This is a genomic window from Nocardioides daeguensis, assembly GCF_019192965.1.
GTDB lineage: Bacteria > Actinomycetota > Actinomycetes > Propionibacteriales > Nocardioidaceae > Nocardioides > Nocardioides daeguensis.
In genome coordinates, this window is record NZ_JAHTKU010000029.1 from 12,385 (window position 1) to 35,274 (window position 22,890).

Below are 22,890 nucleotides of genomic sequence, written 5' to 3' on the forward strand. Positions count from 1 at the left end.
CAGGCTGGCGACTGCACCATGTCCTCCGACGCGACGAGACCGCCCCACGACCGGCGGCTCCTCCCGGGCCTCACCCGCGCGAACCTGCTGCGCGAGCTCAGCGCAGGGGTGACCCTGATCGCGATCTCCGTGCCCCTGAACATCGGCTACGCCCAGATCGCCGGGCTGCCCGCGACGGCAGGGCTGTACGCCCTCGTCGTCCCCGCACTCGTGTTCGCCCTGACCGCCTCGTCACGCCAGGTCGTGGTCGCGCCGGATGCCGCAGCGGCCGCGCTGGTCGCCTCGAGCCTGGCCGGGGTCGGTCTCGCCGACGCCGGCAGCTACTCGGCGATGGCCGCCGCCCAGGCGCTGATCGGCGGCGTGGTCTTCCTGCTCTGCAGCAGGCTGCGCCTGGGCTTCCTCGCCGACTTCCTGTCCCGGCCCATCCTGGTCGGGTTCATCGGCGGGCTCGCGCTGGAGGTCAGCCTCAGCCAGGTGGCGAAGATGCTGGGCATCGGCCTGCCCGAGGGGGAGTTCCTCGATCAGGCCACGCACCTGCTCACCTCGCTCGAGCAGGCCCACGGCTGGACGGTCGCGGTCAGCGCGATCGCGCTCGCTCTCCTCCTCGGCGGGCGCCGGTGGGCGCCCTCCGTGCCGTGGGCGCTGGTCGTGATGGTGCTGGCGACCGCGGCCACCAGCGTGCTGGACCTGACCGACCGCGGCGTCGCGGTGCTGGGCTCGATGCCGTCGGGGCTGCCCGAGCTGGCCTTCCCGGACCTGTCCCTCGAGGTGTGGCTCGGCCTGGTGCCCTCGGCGGTGGCGCTCACGGCGGTGACGGTCGCGGAGGGGCTGATGGTCGCGCGCAGCTATGCCGACCGCAACGGCTACCCGACCGACCCGGACCGTGACCTGGCCGCCTTCGGCCTCGCCAACGTGGCCGCCGGACTCACCTCGTCGTTCACGGTCGGCTCCTCCACCTCGCGCACCGCCGCGATGGACGAGGCCGGCTCGCGCACCCAGCTGCCGGCGGTGGTCCTGGCGGTGGGCTCGGTGCTGCTCCTGCTGTTCGGCGCCGACCTGCTCGCCGACATCCCCGCGCCGGCCATCGGCGCGACGGTGGCGGTCGCGGTCAGCCGGCTGCTCGGACTCGCCGAGCTGCGTCACCTCCTCCAGGTCTCTCCCGACGAGCTGGTGGTCGCCCTGGTCACCTTCGTCGGGGTGCTCGCCATCGGCCCCATCGGGGGCCTCGTCGTCGCCTTCGCCCTGGCGGTCGTCAACCTGACCCGACGGGCGGCGGCACCGCACGTCCACCTGCTCGCCGACCCGCGCCGGCCGGAGTCGGCCGCGCTCGACCTCGGCGAGCACGTCGCGCAGACCGCGCCCGGCGCTCTGGTGCTCCGGTTGGCCGGTCCGGTCTTCTTCGCCAACGCCGACGCACTCAGCGCGGAGGTGGTCCGGCTCGTGCGGGAAGCCCCGGACCCGGTGCACGTGGTCATCCTCGACGTGGGCTCGGTGACCGACGTCGACACGACGGCAGCCGAGGCGCTCGAGCGGCTCGAGGGCGACCTGCGGGCCGAGGGCGCGACCATCGCGATCACCCGCGAGGACGACCGGCTCCTGCGGCGGCTCGAGCGGCTGGGCGTGCTCGAGTCAGCCGAGCGGTTCCCGACCAACCGCGCGGCGCTCGCGTCGTACGAGCTGCGGGCCGGCGCCGGTGAGTGACGGCGGCGCCCGCGAACGGGTACGGCGCTACCTGCGTCGGTTCGGCGACCGGCGCACCGTGGCGCACGACCTCAAGGCCGGCGTCGTGCTCGGCACCGAGTCGGTGCCCGACGGGCTGGCGGCCGGCCTGCTGGCGGGGGTGAACCCGGTGCACGGCCTGTACGCCTATCTCGCCGGCACCCTGGGTGGGGCGCTGGCGACCGGCTCGCTGTTCATGACCGTGCAGACGACCGGCGCCATGGGGGTCCTGGTCTCGGACGTGCCGCAGACCCAGGATCCCGGCACCAGCGAGCAGGCGCTCGCCACGCTCGCCCTGCTGACTGGCCTGGTGATGCTGGGGCTGGGTCTGGCCCGGTTGGGCTCGCTGGTCCGCTTCATCCCGACCGCGGTGCTCGTGGGGTTCGTCAACGCGGTCGCCCTCAACATCGTGCTGGGGCAGCTCGGGAGCGTCACCGGCTACGCGTCGGAGGCGAGCAACCGGGTGCTGCGCGCCGTCGACACGCTCGTGCACGTCGCCGACCTCTCGCTCCCGGCGCTGAGCGTCGCGGGGATCACGGTCGCGCTGACGCTGCTCCTGGAGCGCACCCGGCTCGGCGCGCTCGCGATGCTGGTGGGCGTGGGCGTGGCGTCGGCGCTGGCCGCCGCGGTGCCGGCCCTCCACGTCGAGCGGATCTCGGACTCCACGGTGGTCCCCGACGCGCTGCCCGCGCTCGGGCTGCCGTCGCTCGAGCTGGTTCCTGTCCTCATCGTCCCGGCGCTGTCCCTCGCGCTGGTCGGCCTCGTGCAGGGGGCCGCCATCTCGGGATCGACCCCGAACCCCGATGGCGTCTATCCCGACGCCTCGAGCGACTTCCGTGGCCAGGGGATCGCGAACCTGCTCGCGGCGGCGGCCCGGGGCATGCCGGTCGGTGGGTCGATGTCGGCCACCTCCCTGGTGCGCGACGCCGGCGCCCGCAGCGCGCTGGCGAACCTCGTGGCGGCGGTGGTGATGGGTGCCACGATCCTGCTCGCCGCGGACCTGATCGCCGGTACGGCGATGCCCGCGCTCGGAGCGCTCCTGGTGATCGTCGGGATCCGCAGCCTGAAGCCCGCGGACGTCGCACTGGTCTGGCGCACGGGCGCGGTGCAGGCGACGGTGCTGGCGATGACGTTCGTGCTGACCCTGCTGATCCCGCTGCAGTACGCCGTCCTCAGCGGCGTCGCGCTGGCCGTCCTGCTCCACGTCACCCAGCAGTCGAACCGGATCACGCTGGTGCGCTGGGTGTTCGACGAGGACCAGCTGCTGCCACGAGAGGTGGCGCCGCCGGCGGTGCTCGAGCCCGGCGCGACGGTCGTGCTGGTGCCCTACGGCAGCCTCTTCTTCGCGGCCGCTCCCCGCCTGGAGGAGCAGCTGCCCACCGTCCCGGCCTCCGCACCCGGGGCCTTCGTCGTGCTGCGTCTGCGCGGCTCCGACGACCTCGGCGCGACCGCGATCGGCCTGCTCACCGGTTATGCGGCGCGCTGCCGGGCCGCGGGGGCGACCCTGGTACTCGCGGGGGTGGGCGAGCGCGTGGTGAGCCAGCTCGCCGCCACCGGCGGGCTCCAGGAGATCGGCGTCGACAACGTCTTCGCGGCCTCCTCACGCCTCGGGCAGTCGCTGACGGCGGCGTTGGAGGCCATCGCGCTACGCCGCAGCCGCTCCTGAGGGGCCGGCGCGGCGGACGAGGACCTCGACGACCGCACCCAGCACCCCGACCGCCACCAGCGCGCCCAGCGCCTGCCGGGGGCTCGGGTCGTCGGCGACGACGAACCACACGGGCACCAGAGCCACCAGCGAGAGCCGCACGGCGCCCGCCCGGGCCGCGAGGAAGGCACCGACGCGGCCCGAGGAGCCACCCCCGCGCCACCAGGTGACGGCGCGGGCCAGCCAGCCGCCCGGCCGGCTCCACCACGCGAGCGCTGCGACGACCAGGCTGGCAGCCAGCACCCCGCGCACCTGCGTACGCAACAGGCGCACCACGGCGTCGAAGACCTCCCGTGCCGCGCCGAGCCCCTCCTCGCGGACCGGGATCGCGTCGAGGTACGCCGCCCGCGCGGCCGCGAGAGCGACCCCCATCGCGACCATGGCGAACGCCACCGCGAGAGCCGCCACGAGCACCACGCGACGGCGGCGCCGGGCGAGCGCGACGGCTGCCGCCAGCGACAGCAGGGCGAGGACCGGCAGCAGCGTCGCCGTACGGTCCAGCGCTCGCGCCAACCGCTGCACCTTCACCAGGTCGGCCGACTGGAGCACGACGAACTGCGCCGAGACCTCGGGGATGCGGGCCGCGCGCTCGAAGCCCTGGTCCAGCAGCACCTCCTTGACGGTCGCGATGACCGCGGCGAGGTTGACCGACACCGTCCCCTCCTCGACGTGGAGCTCCTCGGAGTCCTCGCCGGTGACCAGGGCGACCAGCTGCTCGTGGGCCGAGCGGTTGGCCACCACCCAGGCGTCGGCGAACTGCTCGGAGCGCACGACCTTGCCCACGGTCTCGCGCACGTACGACGTGATCGCCTCGCGCAGCGGGACCGAAGCCGTCCGCAGCAGGTCCACCAACCGGGGCGGCAAGCCCCTCTCGGTGAGCGCGGTCGAGGCCTGGTCGGTCAGCTCATCGAGCCGCAGCAGCTCGAGCAGCTCGTCGGTGACGCGGCGCGCGATCGCGGCCTGCACCACCGGGTTGTCGGCGAGCGGGCCGACCGTCTCGACGTAGCGGTCGGTGTCGCCGACCTCCTGGTCGACGTACCGGGCGACGAGGCTCACCGGCACCAGCACGACGCCGAGGACGACGAGCAGGCTGGCGGCGAGGGCGCGCCAGCGTCCGTTCCGGCGGCGTGGAGGCAGGTCGGGTGGGCTGGTCATGGCCGGAACCTAGAGGCTCGAGGGCGCTGCCGGCTCGTCCCGGGCCGCGGGCTCATCCCCGACGGGTGAGCGGCCGGCCCGTTCGTCCAGCATCTCGCCCGCGGCGCGCCCGAGGATCGCGCTGAGCACCAGGACCGCGCTGAACCCGACGAGCCAGGTGGCGAGCGCCAGCACGAGTCCGAGGCCCCCGAACTGGCGCACCGAGGCGACGGAGTACTCCGGCATGACCACCGCGGACGCGCGGGTGAACGCGACGACGGCCACCGCGCTGGCCGCCGCCGGTACCGCGAGCGCCCGCCACGTGCGCGCCCCGTGGAGCAGCACGTGCAGGCTCCACCACCACAGCACCGCGACCAGCGCCACCTGGACGCCGACGACCACCGCGAACGGCACCGCGGCCCGGTCGAGCGCGCGGGTCACCAGGCTCAGCGCCTCGAGGGCGAACAGCCAGCCGAGCAGCCAGCCCAGGGCGCGGCGCCGACCACGGAACCCGGTGAGGTGCGGCACCTCCCACACCTTCTCGTAGGCCCTCATCACCGCTCGCGCGAAGCTCGACGCCGACAGCACCGTCACCAGCGCCCCGACCAGCCCGATCCGGTCGCGCACGTCCTCGGCCCCGGCGAGCGAGCGCGGCGCGGCGGACACCGCCCGGTCGAGCGACGCGTCGGCGAGGCCGGTGATGTCGGCGAACCGCTCCAACCCGGCCTTGGTCAGGTCGGCCGGCAGGTAAGCGACCAGGACGATGACGAGCGGCACCAGGGCCAGCAGCCCCTGCGCCGCGGTCACCATGGCCCGGTCGACCACCTCCACCCGGCGCCACTCCTCGACGATCCGGCCGACGATCGGGATGGCGTCGACCCGGGCGCGGATGCGGGCGAGGAGGGTGCGGGCGCGCGTGCGCAGCGGGGGGACCACGGACCAAGGATCCTCACTCGGGCCCGTCCGGGCAGTGCGTCGGGCGAGGTTCTCACCCCTAGCGGATGACATTGGCCTCCGCGGGGCCCGGGGACAGGCCCTCCGGCTCCCGACTCGCCTAGCGTCGAGTGGCTCCACCGCCCGGTGGGGCATGTCGACGACCGGCGCACGCACTGCGCTGGGAGCAACGAACGGACGGGTTCATCGTGAGCTTCTGGGACATCTTGTGGCTGCTGGTCTGGTCATTCTTCTTCGTGTCCTACCTGATGGTGCTGTTCAACATCCTGGGCGACCTGTTCCGGGACCACGAGCTGTCGGGCGGGATGAAGGCGGTGTGGGTGGTCTTCTTGCTGGTCCTGCCCGCCATCACCGCGATCGTCTACCTCGTCGCGCGCGGCAAGGGGATGGCCGGTCGCGCGATCGCACAGGCCCAGCGCAACGAGGAGGCCGCCCGCGCCTACATCCGTGACGCCGCCGGCCGTACGCCCGCCGAGGAGATCGCGACCGCGAAGAGCCTCCTCGACGCAGGCACGATCGGCCAGGACGAGTTCGACCTCCTCAAGGCTCGGGCGCTCGGCGTCCAGTGAGCCGCGACCCGGTCGGCACGCCGGACCCTGCCCACCCCCCGGGCCGGCGGGCCCGGCCGGGGGGGCCCCGACCCCGCGCCGAGCCGGGCGAGGTCGTCTACGGCGTGATCGTCTCGGCCGCGACGATCGGCGCGGTCGGGCTCCATGTCCACAGCAATGCCCGGCTCGGTGCGATCTGGGCGTTCGTGGTGCTGACCTACTGGCTGGCGCACGTCTACGTCCATCTCGTCGCCCACCCTCTGCGGGGAGTTCGGGTGCGGGTGCTGCGGCGGGTGCGCACGGCGCTGCGCGACGAGCTCGGCGTCCTCGTCGGCGCCCTGCCCGGCCTCGCGATCCTCCTCGTCGTCGCTCTCCTCGGCGGCGAGCCGGCGACCACGGCCAGCGTCACGCTCTTCGTGACGATCGGCCTGCTCTTCGGCCTCGGCACCTTCGCGGCGCTCCGCGTCGGCGCCTCCCTCGTCTACGCCCTCGGCGAGGGCCTGCTCGCCAGCACGCTCGGCGTGCTGATGGTCGTCGCGAAGGCTCTGCTCCACTGATCACCGGTCCGCCGCTCCTGTGGGACGGCGAGGAGGAAGCATGACCCTGCGCGAGTTCCTGGCCGAGCCGTTCACCTGGCTCGGCCTCGGCCTGCTGGCCGCCGACATGGTGCTGCGCGTGCTCGCGCTCGGGGTCATCCCGGGCAACCGCAAGCCCTCGACGGGGATGGCGTGGCTGCTGCTGATCCTGGTGCTCCCCATCCCGGGCTTCGGCGTCTTCCTGCTCTTCGGCAGCACGCACGTCGGGCGCCGGCGTCATGCCCGGCAGCGCGAGGTCAACCTCCGCATCGCCGAGCGCACCGCGCACCTGCCGACGCTCGACGACGACCCCGACCGGCCGACGTACGTCGACTCGGTGGCGCTGCTCAACCGCCGCCTCGGCACGCTGCCGCTGCTGCCCGGGAACGACGCCGTCCTGCTGCCCGACTACTCCGGCTCGATCGCCGCGATGGCCGAGGCCGTCGACGCGGCACTCGACGTCGTCAACGTCGAGTTCTACATCACCGCGTGGGACGACGTCACCGACCCGCTCCTGCAGGCGATGGCACGGGCCGCCGAGCGGGGCGTCACGGTGCGCCTGCTCTTCGACCACCTCGGCTCACGCGGCATCCCCGGCTACCGGACGATGCTCGAGCGGCTGGACGGCACCGGCATCCAGTGGCGCGCGATGCTGCCGATCCAGCCCCTGCGCGGGCGCTTTCGCCGCCCCGACCTGCGCAACCACCGCAAGCTGCTGACCGTCGACGGCCGGGTCGGCTTCACCGGCTCGCAGAACCTGACCGAGCCCGGCTACAACAAACCGAAGAACCATGCGCTGGGCCGCGCGTGGGTCGAGCTGATGGTGCGCCTCGAGGGTCCGGTGGTGGCCGCCCTCGACGCCGTCTTCGCCGGCGACTGGTACGCCGAGACCGACGAGCTGTTGGACGTCGAGGCGCATCCCGCCTCCGGCGCCTCGCGCCCCGGAGGGCTCCGTGGCCTCCCGTGCCAGGTCGTCCCCAGCGGCCCCGGCTACGAGGCGGAGAACAACCTGCGCCTGTTCACGACCCTCATCTACTCGGCCCAGCGCCGGATCTCGCTCACCAGCCCGTACTTCGTCCCCGACGAGTCGCTGCTCTACGCCGTGACGACCGCCGCGCTGCGAGGCGTCGAGGTCGAGCTGTTCGTCAGCGAGGTGTCGGACCAGTTCATGGTCGGCCACGCCCAGGCGTCCTACTACCGGGCCCTGCTGGAGGCGGGCGTGCGGATCCACCGCTACCCAGCGCCGTTCGTGCTGCACGCCAAGCACTTCACGATCGACGACGACGTGGCCGTGATCGGCTCCAGCAACATGGACCTGCGCTCGTTCGCCCTCAACTACGAGGTGTCGCTGATGCTGCTGGGCCCCGCGGCGGTCGCGGCACTGAGCGAGGTGCAGGACCACTACCGGTGCCGGAGCACCGAGCTGACGCTCGAGGAGTGGACTCGCCGCCCCGCGCACCTGCGCTACCTCGACAACGTCCTCCGGCTCACCGCCGCCCTGCAGTGAGCGTGCGGGCCCGGATCGGTCCGGGCCCGCACGCTCGGCTCAACCGCAGCCGCGCGCCGCCAACACCCCCCGGGGCGGGTGCAGCGACGTGGGCAGGTAGTCGCCCATCACGGCCTTCTCGTCACCGGGGACCCGCGTGTTCTGGACCGCGTGGGCGAAGTCCGCCGAGGGCAGCATGTTGCGCATCAGCAGCAGGTCGTCGCCGAGGTTGCCGGCACCGTCGCCGCGGACCGGCGCCTCGAGCCAGGTCACTCCGCAGCGGGCGACGGCGTTGGCCGGACGGTCCTCGGCCCGGGTGACCACGATCGTGTACCAGCCGTCGGCGTCGGTGACGACGTCCTCGTCGTAGACGCAGTCCTCGACGCGGGTGGTGGCCATCGACTCGTTGGTGCACAGCGACCAGTAGCGCATGTCGACGTCCGCGGCCATCCGCGGCTGGCGGTGCAGCGTGCGGGGCGTGACGGGCAGCTTGCCGCGCAGGGTGAGCACCTCGCCGAACCCGGTGCTCGCCTGGGCGCTGACGTACTTGTTGTCGATGTTGGCGTACTGCTGGTTCACCCGGGCCGGCGTGCCGGTGCACAGGCCGTAGTAGATGCACTGCACGTTGAACTGCAGGTTGTAGTAGGAGAGCCATTGCGGGTCCTGGCGGGCCGGGAAGGTCGCCGGCTTGCCGGGCTGGTTGCGCAGCGCGAGATAGGTCGCCATCGGGAACATCGCGACGGCCGGCTTGTCCGTGCTCGCCCGCAGCGCGGCGCAGGCCCGCGCGCCGGTGAGGACGGTGCCGTCGGCGAGGGTCAGCCGGGGCTTCGGGATCCCCGTGCCCCCGGTGAGGTCGCGGCCCCGGTCGGGCAGGTAGACCCGGTAGAGGAGCAGCTGCGAGGACTGGCCCGGCACCCCGGCGTACAGGGTGTTGTCCGCGCGGTCGCCGGCCGGCACCTGCTCGGGCGAGACGTGCACGGTGTAGTCGCGACCGGTCTCGCCGACCCGGGACGCACCGGGCAGGTAGGGGTTGCGGGCGCCGGGGTCCGGGCGGGTGCTGACGTCGTTGAGCGCGTCGACCGGCGCGTTCGTGGCGATGTCGTAGGAGTTGAGCGACTGGTAGCGGGCGTGCGCGAACCTTCCGGCGAGGTCGAGTCGGGCTCCCTCGGGGATGGTGAAGGCGGCCGCCCAGTAGTGCGCGCCGCTGTCGGGGAAGGCGTAGTTGTCGTCGGTGTCGTCGGCGGTGAAGGTGTGCACCCACAGGCAGTCGCCGGCGCTCGGACGCGGCGCCGGCCCCACGGGCCCGCCTGCGGCGGAGGCGGGCATCGCGGCAGCGGTGCCCAGGATCGTGGCGGCGGCGCCCAGGGTGGCGACGGCCCGGCGGAAGGTGAGCTTCACGGTGTTCTCCTCGGGTGGTGGTGGCCCGCTCAGCGGGCAGTGACGGCGGGAACGGCGGGGGTCTCGGGCACGTTGCGGGGATCGGTGGCGGGGGTACGGCTCAGCGTCATCACTCCGTCGTCGAGACGGCGGTGGCGCAGGGTGAGCAGGTCCGAGAGGTAGTTCATGCCCAGCCGCCACGGCGGGGTGGCGCCCGCGCGCGGCAGCCGGTCGAGCGCCCGGGTGACGTAGCCGGCCTGGAAGTCGAGCAGCGGCCGGGTCTCCAGGTCGGGGTCGGCGTTCACCGGGACGGCGACGTCGTTGCCGGTCTCGTCCATGCGGCGCAGCAGCCGGACGACGTACTCGGCGACCAGGTCGGCCTTGAGCGTCCACGACGAGTTGGTGTAGCCGACGGTGAACGCGAAGTTCGGCACGCCGCTGAGCATCATGCCCTTGTAGGCGATGCACTGCGGAACCTCGATCCGCTCGCCGTCGGCGAAGAAGTCGAGCCCGCCGAAGGCGCGCATCTCCAGCCCCGTGGCGGTCACGACGATGTCGGCCTCGAGGTGGCGGCCGGAGGCGAGCACCAGGCCGGTCTCGTCGAAGCGGTCGACGTGGTCGGTGACGATCTCGGCCCGGCCGGCTGACAGCACCCGGAACAGGTCGTTGTCGGGGACCGCGCACAGCCGCTGGTCCCACGGCCCGTAGGACGGGTTGAAGTGGGTGTCGATGTCGTAGCCTGCGGGCAGCTGGCGGCGCTGGAGGAAGCGGATGACCCGCCGCATGGCCTCGGGACGTGCCTGACTGAAGCGGTAGACCCCCCACTGGCGCAGCACGTTCTTCCACCGGGTCACCGCGTAGCCGGTGCGGTCGCCGAGGAGGCGGTGGGCCACGACCGCGAACCGGTCGACGGAGGGCAGGTTCATGACGTAGGTCGGCGAGCGCTGCAGCATCGTCACCTCGGCCCCCAGGTCGGCGAGCGCCGGCACCAGGGTGATCGCCGTGGCGCCGGAGCCGATGACGACGATCCGGCGGCCGGCGACGTCGAGGTCCTCGGGCCAGTGCTGCGGGTGCACGACCTGGCCCGCGAACTCCTTGCGGCCCTCGAGCTGCGGCGTGAAGCCTGCCGCGTAGTCGTAGTACCCGGCGCACGACCACAGGAAGGAGCAGCGGTACCGGTGCTCACCACCCGCGTCGTCGACGGCGAGCACGGTCCAGCGTCCCTCGGCCGAGTACCAGTGCGCCTCACGCACCTCGAGGCCGAAGGCGATGTGCTGGTCGATGCCACCGTCGGCCGCCGCTGCGCGCACGTAGTCGCGGATGGCGGGGCCGTCGGCGATGGACTTCGCCGCGGTCCACGGCCGGAACCGGTAGCCGAGGGTGTGCATGTCGGAGTCGGAGCGGATGCCGGGATAGCGGAACAGGTCCCAGGTGCCGCCGATCGCGTGCCGGCCCTCCAGGATCCGGAAGCTGCGCCCGGGAAAGGCGGTGGCGACGTGGTGGGCGGCCCCGATGCCGGACAGCCCGGCGCCCACGATCAGCACGTCGACCTCGTCGACGGTCTCGGCCGGCTCTGTCATGACACTCCTTCGTTGTGACCAGTGGTCATATGACCACTGGTCACTGTAAGGTCCGTCACATGGCCGCGCAAGCCCTGCGCGGCCCGATCACCCGTCGAGGGGGAGCCGTGACCATCACCCGCATCCGCCACCGCGGCCTGGAGGTGCTGAGCACCGACGCCACCCGGGACCCGGCGCTGCCGGCGTTGCCTCCGCTGTTGTTCGTGCACGGGCTGGCTCACGAGGCCGGCTGCTGGTCGGCCTGGATGGACGCCGCGGCCGCCGAGGGCCGTACCGCCTGGTCGGTCTCGCTGCGCGGCCACGGCGGCAGCGAGGGCGCCGTCCGCACCGCGCGCCTGTCCCAGTACGTCGCCGACGTGCGCGCCGCGATGGCGCTGCTCCCCGCCCGACCTGTCCTGGTCGGCCACTCGATGGGCGGCCTGGTCTGCCAGCAGGTCGCGGCGCGCGAGCAGGTCGCCGGCCTGGTCCTCGTCGCCTCGGTCGGTCACCGGCCGGCCCTCGGCTCGCTCGCCTCGATCGCCCGGCAGCACCCGCTCGACGCACTCCGCGTGCTGGTCGGCTCGACGCTGCCCCTGCGCCACGAGTACCTCTTCGAGGGGCTCCCCCGGGCCGAGGCGGACCGCCTGGTGGCCCGATGCGGCCCGGAGTCACCGCTCGTCCAGCACCAGTTGGTCTTCCACCGCCCGCCCGGGCTGCCGCTGGGCGGCGCGCCGGTGCTGGCGCTCGCCGCCCGGGCCGACCGCCTGGTCCCCGTCGCCGCCGTACGACGCACCGCCGCGCGCTACGACGCCGAGCTGCAGGTCTTCGACGGGATCGGGCACAACCTCATGCAGGATGCCGGCCAGGAGGTGCCGTGGCAGGCGCTCTCCGACTGGCTGCAGCGCGCTCACCTGCGCGCGTAGGCCGCCTCCAGCGCCCGCAGCATCCGGTCCGCACCGGCGATCGCGTCCTCCACCTCGGCGCCGTCCAGCCCCAGGACCGAGTCCAGGCCCGCGACATGCGGCGCCAGGGCGAGGTGCGGCAGCATCAGGATCAGGTGCGCCAGCAACGCGTCCTCGTCCGCATCCGGGACCAGTTGGCCGGTCTCCGCGGCCAGCCGGATCAGCGGGCGGAGCATGAGCTCGTACTGCTCGGCGGCGGCCGCACGCACGGCGGGCCGCGCCGACCGGTCCGGCTCCAGGTTGGCGGCCGCGGTCAGCCCCAGGTCGACCGGGTGGGCGTAGAAGTAGCGCACCCAGGCCGCGCCGAGCCGGCGCAGGGACCCGAAGAAGTCGCTGTCCCACGGCAGCTCGAAGGCTGCCGCCTGCATGTTCTCGCGGATCCGAGCACTGGCCAGACCGGCGACGTGGACGAAGAGGTCGACCTTGTCCTCGAAGTACTGGAAGAGGCTCCCCTTCGACACCCCGGCCTCACGCGCGATGACGTTGAGACTGCCCTGGCTGAAGCCGCGTTCGGCGAACTCGCGCTCGGCCGCCGCGAGCACCGCCGCACGGCGCGCTTCAGCAAGACGCTCCCAGGTGCCGGTGGGCATGCCTCTCCTCGCATCGGCTGTCGACGGCGCAGACTACCGCGCCCGCTCCGCGCCCGTTCCACCCGAACACCTCACCCGAGGACCGCGAGCTGGTCGAGGACCCGTTCGGGCGTCGCCGTGGCAGGGATGGTGGCCAGCAGCGCGTCGCCGTCGGGCAGGTCCGCGTCCCCGGACCAGAAGGCGTCGGGCACGACCCCGACCGCGACCCCGTCGATCTCCAGCCCCGTCTCGTGCCGGACGGCGACGCTCCACTCGAAGTGCGCCGCCACGTTGGTGAGGGCCGAGAGCGCCCCCAGCCGCTCCGGCACCTCGACGGGCGTGTCGCCGGGCGCCGTCCGCGCGTCGAGCACGACCAGGGCGACCGGGAGGGCGCCGAGCTTCCCCAGCCATTCGGCGAGGTACATCGACGCGGTGTCGGCGGCGATCTCGTCGACGCTCTCCAGCCGGTGCGGGGTCAGGGCGTGGGCGCGTCCCAGCCACACCGCGGGCGAGGGCACCGACACCACCAACGGCCGGCGGCACGCCTCGGCGAGGGTCCCGGCCGTGCGGACCACCCGCTCCACACCACCCTCGTCCGCCAGCAGGACCCGCAGCGGGTAGCCGGTCCGCGACCGGGCACCCATCTGCTCGAGCAGGTCCGGGTGAGCGGCGAGATGGGCGGCGTAGAGCGCACCGCCGTCGATCCACGTCGTGTCGGGGTCGAGCAGCGCGTGCACCTGTTGGACGTGCCCGGTCAGCGCGGCCAGATCCGTCCACGGCACCGGTGCACCCTGCCGGATGACCGCCGTGGCGTAGTCGCGGTGGTCGAGCAGCACCGGCCGAGGCCGTCCGCTCGGGGCGGCACCGACGAGGCTCAGCAAGGAGGACATGGCGTTTTCCTTCCACCCGCCGCGGCGGGGAGTCATGGCTTCGAGGAGGCGGTGGGCGACCGGGGTGGACCGCCCGGTCACCCACCGCCCGTGGGGAGGAGAGCTGTCAGGCGAGGCGCTTGACCTCGATGCCGTGGGTGGCCTCGAGCTCGAGGACGCGCGCCTCCAGCTCGGCGATACGCACCTCGCGCCGGTCGGGGATCATCACGATCGGGAGCTCGGCCAGCGGAGCGGAGACCCGCTCCGGACCGTCGATGGTGAACACGGTCGCCGTGATGTCCTCGGTCTCCGAGCCCCACGAGCCGTAGTAGTGCAGGCTCTCCGGCGGCTCCGGGGTCACGAACTCCTCGCAGAACTCCGCGAACGGCTTGCCGCGCCGCAGCCTCGCCTCGCGGGCCGCCTGCCGAGCGGCCTCGGTGCCCTCGGCGTCGAGACGGAAGTTCGTCGGGTCGTAGCGGACCCCGAAGATCTCCTCGGCGACCTTCTGGGTGATCCTGCCCAGCTCGGCGTCCCGCACGACGGACTCCGCCAGGCGCTCGAGCGGGTCGCCGTACCCACCGCCGGCACCCTGGCTGATCATGTACAGCTCGCCGTCCTTGGCGATGTCGAACTGCAGACCCATGTGGTAGGTCGAGTACCGCCCGTCCTCGAACGGCCGCTCGTTCATGACCTTCTCGATGGACAGGTCGAACTTGGACGGGTCGCGCCGGATGTGCTCGTAGACGTTGGTGCCCTTGACCATCGCCAGCGGGTAGGTGCCACAGCCGTAGCCGCCGTACATGCCGTAGATGGAGGAGAACTTCGCACCCGACGTCACGGTCATGAAGCCCCACTGCGGCGTCCCCTCGGCGGCGACGATCATCTCGTAGCCCATGCCGCCGTTGAACTTGCCGAAGCCCATGTTGTCGCGGACCAGGCGCTTGGAGACCAGCTGCATGAAGGGCACCTCCTCCTCCATGACCTCCTGCTCAGCGGTGTCGGCCATCGCGCAGAAGAGGGGCGACACGGCGTCCTCGCCGTCACGGAACGGCTTGGCCCCGCCGGGCATCCCGTTGAGGTCGGCGCACAGGTTGCCGACCATGTCGCCGTGCTGGGTGACGCCGCCCCACAAGAAGGTGTTGATCTGGTTGAACCAGTTGGCCACCACGTTGCTGTACTTGTGCGGCGTGGAGAAGGACATCCGGCTGTAGAGCGCCTGGAAGGCCGAGAATCCGCGGAACGACGCCTGCAGCGACTGGCCCATCGGGGCGTCGTACGACGCGTCGGCCCAGGTCCCCTCGTCGGAGATGATCTCGATGCAGCTCATCGCCGAGGTGCAGCGGGGCAGGTCGGGCCACCAGAAGGCGAGGATCGCCTGCATGAACATCGACTTCACCGAGCACAGCGGCGAGTTGATGGCCCGGTTCAGGATCTCCGGACCGGTGCCGCGCAGGTCGACGATCATCTCGTCGCCCTTGACCGTGATCTTGCAGGCGAACTTGATGAGGATGTTCTCCTTCAGCGTCGAGTCCATGAACTGGTCGAAGCGGTAGGTGCCGTCCGGCAGCTCGCTGATCCGGCGGCGGACCTCGACCTCGACGTCCTCGACGGTGGTGCGCAGCGCCGCGACGAAGGTGTCGACGCCGACCTCGTCGATGACGGCGTCGACCCGCTCCATGATCTTGCGCACCGCGGTGATCTTCACCTTGAGGTCGGCGAGCTGGAGCTTGGGGTCCCGCACCGAGTGCTGGAGGAAGGTCAGCAGGTCACGGCGCAGCTCGCCGCCCTCGACGATCTTGAACGGGCTCATCCGCAGGCCGTCGTCGAACGGCGTCTCGGAGCCCGACGGCATGCCGCCCGGCTCGCAGGCGCCGTTCTCGCCCTCGTGGATGGTCGCGGCCACCCAGGCGATGATCTGGCCGTCGCGCATCACCGGCATGATCATCGACTGGTCGGTGTTGTGGACGTTCCCGAACCGGGCGTCGTTGTGGATGAAGCCGTCACCGGGGTTGATGCCGACGGTCGGCTCGTCCTTCCAGTACTTCATGATGTAGCGGATCGGGTGGTGCAGGATCGCGCTGAACGCGATCACGCCGTGGCAGGACAGGTACGACACGTCGCCCGAGCCGGTGTAGATGGCGGTCGTCAGGTCGCCCCACTTGGCGCCGGGCGCGGCCCCCTGGGCCTCGCACATCTCGTAGCCCTCGTCGAGGGCGCCGGCGATCCGCTTGCGGATCCGCTCCACCTCGAGCCGGTCGACGCCGGCGGCGATCGCCAGCTCCTCGTGGTCACTGCGCGGCGCGATGCCGTGGTCGCGCATGATCTCCGGGTCCGGACCGAGGAACAGCGTCGTCTCGTCCATGAACTTGTCGACCCACTCCTGCTCCTGCGGAGTGAGCACCCGGCTGGGGTTCTCGTGCACTGCGGTCATGTCAGTCTTCCTTGCGTTCGGTAGCGGGTGAGCGGGTCAGTCCTGCAGGAACCACACGGCGCCCTGGCGGGTGGGCTCCAGTCGCCAGCCGGGCTCGACCAGGAACGTGGTGTTCTCGGTGGTCACGATCGCCGGGCCGTGGATCACCCGCTCGTGGGTCAGCGCGGCCTGGTCGTAGACGGGGGTGTCCAGCGCCGCGTCGTGGCCGATGAAGTGCACCTGCCGGCGCGCGACGGGGGACGGCTCGGAGCGCTCGCCGCCGAAGTCCAGCGGCTCGAAGTTCACGACGTCCCCGTCGACGTACGACGCCACGCGGACCGTGCTGCAGCGGATGCCGGCCTCCGGCGCGGCCGAGGCCGCACCGAAGCGGTGGCTGTAGACGTCGCCGAAGGTCTTGATGATCTCCAGCACGTCGCCGACGCCGTCGATGCGACGGAGGTCCTCCAACGCGACGGCCTGCGTGAGCAGCTGGTTGCCGTAGCGCATGTCCACCTCGAGGCGGTGCCGCACGTCGGCGGCGTCGAAGCCCTGGCGGACCAGGTCCTCCCGGCCGCGCGCCTCCAGCTCGGCCACCACCGCGTTGAACTCCTCGTAGCGGTCGTAGAGCGCCCGCGTGGTCGCGTTGTACATCGTCACGTGCACGCCGCGCTCGTGGAAGTGGAGCTGCTTCATGTTGCCGGCGCCGCACGCCGAGAAGACCGACGAGAACGGCGGGGCGAGGACCCGCTTGATGCCGGCATGGCGGGCGATGCCGCAGGCGTGGAGCGGCCCGTTGCCGCCGTACGCGAGCATCGTGAAGTCCTCGGGCAGGTAGCCGCGGACCCGCAGCTCCTTGCCGATCCCGATCGCCATCTGCTCGTCGACGCCGTCCTTGATCACCCGGGCGATGTCCAAGACGTCCATGTCGAGGTGGTCGGCGAGCGCCTCCTCGATCGCGAAGCGCGAGCGCCTCGGGTTGAGCTTGATGTAGCCGTTGGCGTAGTTGTCGGGATCCAGGTAGCCGAGCAGCAGGTCGGCGTCGGTGACCGTGGGGCGCAGGCCGCCGCGGTCGTAGCACGCGGGACCGGGGTTGGAGCCGGCCGACTCGGGACCGATCTTGATCGAGTTGTGGATCCGGTCGTACGACGCGATCGAGCCACCGCCGGCGCCGAGGGTGTCGAGGTGCACCATCGGCACCGAGACCAGCCAGCGGTCGATGGTGGGCAGGAAGTCGTAGTGCTTCACGCCGCCCTCGGGCACCAGGCCGATGTCGAAGGAGGTGCCGCCCATGTCGGTGGAGATGACGTGGCCCAGTCCGGTCTCGCTCGAGAGGTGCTCGGCGGCGCCGACACCCGCGATCGGTCCCGAGTGGATGGTCTGCAGCGCGTCGGTGGAGTTCATCTGCGCCATGCCGCCGGAGTTGTGGATGACGAGCATCGGCTTGTCGTAGCCGGAGTCGCGCAGGTTGTTCGACAGCTGGCTGAGGGCGTGGAACATGATCTCGTGCAGGAAGCCGTCGATGATGGTCGAGGTGGCGCGCACGTACTCGCCCTTGCGTCCCGAGACCTGGTGGCCCAGCAGCACCGGGATGGCGCCGAGCTCGTGGGGCGGGAACTCGTCGAGGATGATCTCCTGGATCGCGAGCTCGTGCGCCGGGTTCTCGGTGGCGTTGACCAGGGACACGACGATCGCCTCTGCGCCGGCGTTGACGAGCTCGCGCACCATCTTGCGGACGTCCTCTGCATCGAGCGGAGCGACCACCTTGCCGGCCGAGTTCATCCGCTCCTTGACCGAGCGGATCATCGAGCGGGGCACGATCGGGTCGGGACGCTCCGCGGCGGGCAGGTTCTGCTGCATCGAGTAGTCCAGGCCCTCGCCGTACCCGCGGCCGCGGGAGAGCGGGATCGTGTCCTCGAAGCCGTGCGTCACGATCGCGGCCACCTTCGGCCCCTTGCGCTCGATCAGCGCGTTGGTCCCGAGGGTGGTCGCGTAGCGCACCGAGTCGACCTCGGACAGCACGGTCTCCCGGTCCAGGCCGGCGCGGGAGCAGGCCAGGTCGAGTGCCTCGTTGAAGCCGAGGGCGAGGTTGTGGTGGGTCGTGAGCGCCTTGGCGTCGACGTACAGGTCGTCCCAGACGAAGAAGCAGTCGGTGAAGGTGCCACCGATGTCGACGGAGATTCTCTTCATGAGGTGTCTGTTCCTTTGCTCCGGCGCGTCAGCGCACGTGGCCGATGGCCTTGAGGGCCGCTGTCTGCTGCTGGGCGTCGTCGCCGGGTCCGTAGTTGTGGACCTCTTCGGCGTCGACGCCGCGCTCCTCCCACTGGGCGCGCAGGGCGGGGACGTCGATCAGGAGGTCGACGGTCGGCGGGTGGCCCGGCGGGAGGTACTCGACCTCGATCTGGGTGCCGCAGCCGGGGCAGTAGTACTCGAGGATCCGGCAGTAGGTGGGATCGGGGCTGAAGGTGTACTCGTAGCGCTCCGGGTCGATGATCGACTGGTGGATCTCGCGCGGGTCGCGGTCGTAGACCAGCGTCCCGGGCTTGTAGTTGTCGTGAGCCGACCCGAGGTCGTGGGCGCACACGCGGCACACCCAGCGCTCGGAGTCGAGGTCGATCACGAGGTACTCGGTCATGGGGACTCGCACGGGAGTCCTCCTTTCCAGGGTTGGGTGTGGGGTCAGCTGAGGTCGTCGAGGACCAGGTCGCCGGCGGCGGTGACCCGGAACGACCAGCCGGGCAGGACGCGCGCGGTGAAGAAGGGGCCTTCGACGATCGCCGGACCCTCGCCGGTGTGGCCGGGCGAGAGCTGGTCGAGGACGTGGACCGGGACGGTGTCGACCCGGTCGGCGGCCGAACGGACCTCGCGGGTCCCGGCGACGGGCGCGGCAGCCGGGGCGACGGGCTCGTCCGGCACCAGGTCCGGCTGCGAGAGGGGTGCGGTCACGGTCAACCGCAGCGACGCGAAGTGTCCCGGGTGGTCGGCCGGGCTTCCCTCGACGTACGGCGCCCGGAGCAGCTGGGAGCCGTCGACGTCCTCGACGATGAGCTCCCAGTCGGCCGTGCAGTCCGCGAGCGCGTAGCCCTCCTGGAACATGTCGCGCCCGGCCCGAGCCAGCAGGTCGCGGTAGGTCGCGGTCGCGCTCGCCGTGGTCGGCTCGCTGATGCCCACCTCGTAGGTCTTGCCGACGTCGGAGAACGAGATGCCCAGGGCGGAGAACACCGCGGCGCTGCGCGGGATCAGCACCTTGCGGACGCCGGCGGGGCGAGCCGCGCCGGTCGCGCTCATCGGGCCGGCGCCGCCGAACGCCGCCAGCGTGGTGTCGTCGTCGACCTGGTCGGCGAAGGCCGCCGACACGGCCTCGAAGTAGGCCTGCTCCATCCGGACCAGCGCCTCCTCCAGCGAGATCCCGAGCGGCTCGGCCACGGACTCGGTGATCACGGCCCGGGACCGGGCGGCGTCGAGCCGGAAGGTGCCGTCGAGATAGGTGTCGGCGTCGAGCACCCCGAGCAGGAGGTTGACGTCGGTGATCGTGGCCTGCTTGCCGCCGAAGCCGAAGCAGGCGGGGCCGGGCGCGGCGCCGACCGACTGCGGTCCGACGGTGATCCGCCCGTCCTCGACGGCGATCACCGACGAGCCCCCGACGCCGCGCGAGTGCACGTTGCTCATCGGGTAGGAGATCGGCACGCCCTTGATGGCGCCACGCTCCTGGACGTCCACCCGCTCGCCCTCGACCACCCCCACGTCCGTGGTCGTGCCGCCGATGTCCATCATCACGACGCGCGACAGGCCGTAGGCGCGGGCCAGGGCCGCGGTGCCCTCGAGCCCGCCACGGGGGCCCGAGGAGTAGGTCTTCAGTGCCACCGACTTGGCGACCCGGGAGGAGGCGCCGTCGTTGCGGTAGACCAGCAGCGGGTTGCTGACGCGGTACTCCTTCAGCCGCCGCTCCGCGCCGTAGAGGAAGCGCTCCATCGTCGGGTGCAGGAACGAGTTGAGGATGCAGGACCAGACCCGGCGGGCGTCCTCACGGTCACCGGCGAGGTCCCAGCTGTAGATCAGCGGGATCGAGCCGAGCAGGTGGCGGGGGAACTTGCGCAGCAGCACGGTCCGCAGCCGCTGCTCCTCCTCCGGGCTGCTGCCCGCCACGACCACTCGAGCCGCGCCGAGCGTCGTGAGCCGGTTGACCTGCTGCACGACCTCGAACTCGACCTCCTCGGCGGGGGCGTCCGGGTCGAGGGTCAAGATGCGGTCGCCGACGAGGTCGTCGAAGAGCACCTGCTCCGCCTCGGTCTTGCGCAGCGCGATCTCGAGCTCGGGCAGCGTGGTGAGGATGCCGATCATCGGCCCGCGCCGCTCCACCAGCGCGTTGGTCCCCTGGGTGGTCGAGTACCGGATGTGCTGGGTGGCGTGCAGCAGCCGCTCGGTGTCCGCCTCGCCGTAGAGGGAGGCGGACACCTTCTCGATGCCGGCGAACAGGCACTCGGAGAGGTCGTGCGGGGTGGTGAGGGTCTTGGTGAAGGTGAATCCCGCCCCGTCCCAGACGCAGATGTCGGTCAGGGTGCCCCCGTTGTCGATGTTGATGAGCGTGCTCATCGGGCTCCTTCGGTCGTGAGCCGGTTGGCCGCGGCTCGTTCGGTGACGGTGTGACGCGGACCACTCTGGGCGCCGTCCCAACCCCGACCGGTGTCCCAAGATCGAACAGGTGGGGGGACTTGGCTGTGGCGGCCGTCACGGTCACCATGGACACGTTGGGACTCGTTGGGACCGTCGACCGGGTCGGGAGAGAACGTGCCGGAATCTGCACAGCGCATGCTGCGCGTCGCCGCGGCGCGCGCCGACTTCCTCGACAGCGGGCTCCCCGGGGCGGCCGGCGTGCCCGGCATCCTCGCCGCCTCCTGGGAGCGCAGTCAGCAGGCGGGGGTGGACAGCGCCCAGCCGCACAGCCACTTCACCGAGGAGATCGACACCGGCTCGCTCCTGGTGCGCTGCGCGCGTCCGGTGCTGCGCCAGCTCGGCATCGACGCCGCCGACGTACCGGTGGTGATCGCGGTGACCGACCACCGCGCCCGGCTGGTGCAGCGCGTCGACACCTCGAGCGGTGTCAGCCGGCTGCTCGACCGCGTCGACTTCGCTCCCGGCTTCAGCTACTCGGAGTCGACGATGGGCACCAACGGCGTCGGCACGGTCCTCGAGTCCGGCCAACCGGTGAGCATCGTGGGCCCCGAGCACTTCGCGGAGAACCTGCACGCCTTCGCCTGCACGGGCGCACCGATCATCGACCCGGTGACCCGCCGGGTCGAGGGCGTGCTGGACATCTCCACGCTGAGCCAGAGCTGGAGTCCCTTGATGCACACCCTGGCCAAGAGCGCGGCCCAGGACATCGGCCGCAACCTCCTGCTCGACCGCAGCCAGTCCCAGCAGGCCATCTTCGACACCTACCTGCAGGTCCAGGCGAAGGCCTGCCGCCAGGCCGTCTTCGCCTTCGGCGACTCGGTGTTCATGGCCAACCCGGCGGCCGAGGCCCAGTTCGACCCGTCGGAGCAGCGCATCCTGCGCGACCACGCGACGTTCATGATGGAACGCCGGGACCGGGCCAGCGACACCCTCGAACTGCCCACGGGCCGGATCGTGCACGTGCGGGGCACCCGGATCCTGGCGGGGTCCGAGGTCGCCGGGCTGGTGGTGATCGCCGAGGTGGTCGCCGCCGCGAAGTCCGGCACCAGCGGGGACTTCGTCGAGCACGTGCTGCCCCAGGTGGCGATCGCCACCAGCTCGACCTCGCGGATCGCCGGGGACCTCGGCAAGCCGTACGACGAGATCAGCGCCGGGCGCTCACCCGCGTGGCTGCGGGCGTGCGAGGACCTGCGCACCGCGTTGAGCAGCCAGCAGCCCACCGTCGTCCTCGGCGAGACCGGGACGGGCAAGTTCACCCTCGTCGGCGAGCTCTTCCACCACGGCTTCCCCGGGGCCTACAGCGTGGCCATCGATGCCGCCGACGTCACCGTGGGGGGCGAGCCCGCGGACCTGGAGGCGCTCGGGACCAGCGACGCCGGGCCCACGCTCTACATCGTGCGCAACCTGGACGCCGCCTCGACCGCCGCCGCGGAGCAGCTCGACTCCTTCCTGGAGCGGATCCGCGACAGTGGTGGCACCGCCTGGAGCGTCGCCACGCTGTCCGACTCCGCGCTCGACTCCGACCTGCCCTTCCACCCCCTGCTCCGGCACTTCGACGTCTCCGTGACGGTCCCGCCGCTGCGCTGCCGCACCGAGGACCTCACCGGGATCATCGACTCGCTGCTGCGCACCCTCGCCCCGCACCGCAGGGTCCGGCTCAGCCCGGAGGCGCAGCGCCTCGTGGCCCGCTACTCGTGGCCCCGCAACGTCGCGCAGCTCGCCGAGGCGCTCGACCAGGCGCTGCGCCGGCGTCCGGTCGGCGAGATCCAGGCCGACGACCTGCCGGCGTACTGCCAGACGGCGACCCGGCACCGCCTCACGCCGCTCGAGACGGCCGAGCGGGACGCGATCGTGGTCGCCCTGCGCGAGCACCAGGGCAACCGGGTCGCCGCGGCCGCCCACCTGGGCATGGCGCGGTCCAGCCTCTACCGCAAGATCAAGTCCTACGACATCCGCGCCTGATCCGGCTGGGCTCAGGCAGGCTGGCGGCCGGCCATCTCGACCTGGCGTCGCAGCCAGCTGCGGACATGGCCCACCACCGCGTCCGGGGCGTCGGACTGGACGAAGACATGCTGCACCCCGGTTGCCGACCCCCGAGATAACGAAAGCGCAGGTCAGCGGGCTGACCTGCGCTTTCGTGTTCTGCGCGCCTGTAGGGATTCGAACCCCAAACCTTCTGATCCGTAGGGCTCCGATGGGGTGTCCGGCGCCGACCCGGCGCGCCTACGGCCGACACCTCGATATCCCCAAAGTAGCAGGTCAGAGCGGCCTTCACCGGCCTGTCGTCCCCCGTCGGAGCCGGTCGCGCCGAGCCGGCCGTGCTCTCGGGGGCAGGCTAGATTGAGCCGATAA

The 22,890-nt window shown here is 72.1% G+C and carries 17 protein-coding genes; 7 read left to right on the forward strand and 10 right to left on the reverse strand.

All coding sequences use genetic code 11. From position 1 onward, the window contains the following. The first annotated feature begins 18 nt into the window (after positions 1 to 18). Positions 19 to 1,701, forward strand: coding sequence for a SulP family inorganic anion transporter (locus KU893_RS22015; RefSeq protein ID WP_218236875.1), 1,683 nt, complete (start codon positions 19 to 21; stop codon positions 1,699 to 1,701). Further along, complete coding sequence (locus KU893_RS22020; protein ID WP_218236878.1) at positions 1,694 to 3,385, forward strand: SulP family inorganic anion transporter; 1,692 nt, start codon at positions 1,694 to 1,696, stop codon at positions 3,383 to 3,385. The genes KU893_RS22015 and KU893_RS22020 overlap by 8 nt, the downstream gene beginning before the upstream one ends. On the opposite strand, the gene KU893_RS22025 is transcribed toward KU893_RS22020, so the two are convergent. Continuing rightward, positions 3,365 to 4,579 (reverse strand): hypothetical protein, encoded by a 1,215-nt coding sequence (locus KU893_RS22025; RefSeq protein WP_218236880.1) that lies wholly within the window; start codon positions 4,577 to 4,579, stop codon positions 3,365 to 3,367. The genes KU893_RS22020 and KU893_RS22025 overlap by 21 nt on opposite strands. Before the next feature lie 9 nt (positions 4,580 to 4,588). After that, entirely contained in the window at positions 4,589 to 5,494 is a 906-nt protein-coding gene (locus KU893_RS22030) for a YhjD/YihY/BrkB family envelope integrity protein (RefSeq protein WP_218236882.1), read from the reverse strand. Between the two features lie 206 nt (positions 5,495 to 5,700). Here KU893_RS22030 and KU893_RS22035 point away from each other — a divergent pair, with 206 nt between their 5' ends. From KU893_RS22035 to cls, 3 genes are read left to right on the forward strand one after another with little or no spacing between them, the layout of a single operon-like run. Further along, complete coding sequence (locus KU893_RS22035) at positions 5,701 to 6,081, forward strand: PLDc N-terminal domain-containing protein (protein ID WP_257441371.1); 381 nt, start codon at positions 5,701 to 5,703, stop codon at positions 6,079 to 6,081. Beyond that, positions 6,078 to 6,617 carry a hypothetical protein gene (locus tag KU893_RS22040; RefSeq protein ID WP_218236884.1) on the forward strand — a complete coding sequence of 180 codons (540 nt, stop codon included), beginning with the start codon at positions 6,078 to 6,080 and terminating at the stop codon, positions 6,615 to 6,617. The genes KU893_RS22035 and KU893_RS22040 overlap by 4 nt, the downstream gene beginning before the upstream one ends. 40 nt (positions 6,618 to 6,657) lie before the next feature. Then, complete coding sequence (gene cls, locus KU893_RS22045) at positions 6,658 to 8,142, forward strand: cardiolipin synthase (protein WP_218236886.1); 1,485 nt, start codon at positions 6,658 to 6,660, stop codon at positions 8,140 to 8,142. A 39-nt stretch (positions 8,143 to 8,181) separates the two neighbouring features. Here the strand turns inward: cls and KU893_RS22050 are convergent, their stop codons facing one another. Both KU893_RS22050 and KU893_RS22055 read right to left on the reverse strand, forming a co-directional pair. Beyond that, positions 8,182 to 9,519 carry a hypothetical protein gene (locus KU893_RS22050; protein WP_218236888.1) on the reverse strand — a complete coding sequence of 446 codons (1,338 nt, stop codon included), beginning with the start codon at positions 9,517 to 9,519 and terminating at the stop codon, positions 8,182 to 8,184. 29 nt (positions 9,520 to 9,548) lie between these two features. After that, positions 9,549 to 11,078: a flavin-containing monooxygenase gene (locus tag KU893_RS22055; protein WP_218236890.1), complete on the reverse strand. Its 1,530-nt coding sequence runs from the start codon at positions 11,076 to 11,078 to the stop codon at positions 9,549 to 9,551. A gap of 59 nt (positions 11,079 to 11,137) precedes the next feature. Here KU893_RS22055 and KU893_RS22060 point away from each other — a divergent pair, with 59 nt between their 5' ends. Further along, positions 11,138 to 11,980, forward strand: a complete 843-nt coding sequence (locus tag KU893_RS22060; protein WP_218236892.1) for an alpha/beta hydrolase — start codon at positions 11,138 to 11,140, stop codon at positions 11,978 to 11,980. On the opposite strand, the gene KU893_RS22065 is transcribed toward KU893_RS22060, so the two are convergent. The 6 genes from KU893_RS22065 to KU893_RS22090 all read right to left on the reverse strand — a co-directional run bounded on the left by KU893_RS22065 (position 11,965) and on the right by KU893_RS22090 (position 20,457). Further along, a complete protein-coding gene (locus KU893_RS22065; protein WP_218236894.1) occupies positions 11,965 to 12,609 on the reverse strand; it encodes a TetR/AcrR family transcriptional regulator in 645 nt (214 codons plus the stop codon). The genes KU893_RS22060 and KU893_RS22065 overlap by 16 nt on opposite strands. Before the next feature lie 71 nt (positions 12,610 to 12,680). After that, positions 12,681 to 13,478, reverse strand: a complete 798-nt coding sequence (locus KU893_RS22070; RefSeq protein ID WP_218236896.1) for a hypothetical protein — start codon at positions 13,476 to 13,478, stop codon at positions 12,681 to 12,683. 106 nt (positions 13,479 to 13,584) lie between these two features. Next, entirely contained in the window at positions 13,585 to 15,888 is a 2,304-nt protein-coding gene (locus KU893_RS22075) for a hydantoinase B/oxoprolinase family protein (protein WP_218236898.1), read from the reverse strand. A gap of 36 nt (positions 15,889 to 15,924) precedes the next feature. Next, a complete protein-coding gene (locus KU893_RS22080; protein ID WP_218236900.1) occupies positions 15,925 to 18,054 on the reverse strand; it encodes a hydantoinase/oxoprolinase family protein in 2,130 nt (709 codons plus the stop codon). A gap of 28 nt (positions 18,055 to 18,082) precedes the next feature. After that, entirely contained in the window at positions 18,083 to 18,511 is a 429-nt protein-coding gene (locus tag KU893_RS22085; RefSeq protein ID WP_218236902.1) for an acetone carboxylase subunit gamma, read from the reverse strand. Positions 18,512 to 18,543: 32 nt separating this feature from the next. Continuing rightward, the gene (locus KU893_RS22090) at positions 18,544 to 20,457 is read right to left on the reverse strand and encodes a hydantoinase/oxoprolinase family protein (RefSeq protein ID WP_218236904.1); all 1,914 of its coding nucleotides are present in this window, start codon (positions 20,455 to 20,457) and stop codon (positions 18,544 to 18,546) included. A 216-nt stretch (positions 20,458 to 20,673) separates the two neighbouring features. Here KU893_RS22090 and KU893_RS22095 point away from each other — a divergent pair, with 216 nt between their 5' ends. Beyond that, positions 20,674 to 22,500, forward strand: coding sequence for a sigma-54-dependent Fis family transcriptional regulator (locus KU893_RS22095; protein WP_218236906.1), 1,827 nt, complete (start codon positions 20,674 to 20,676; stop codon positions 22,498 to 22,500). Positions 22,501 to 22,890 lie beyond the last annotated feature (390 nt).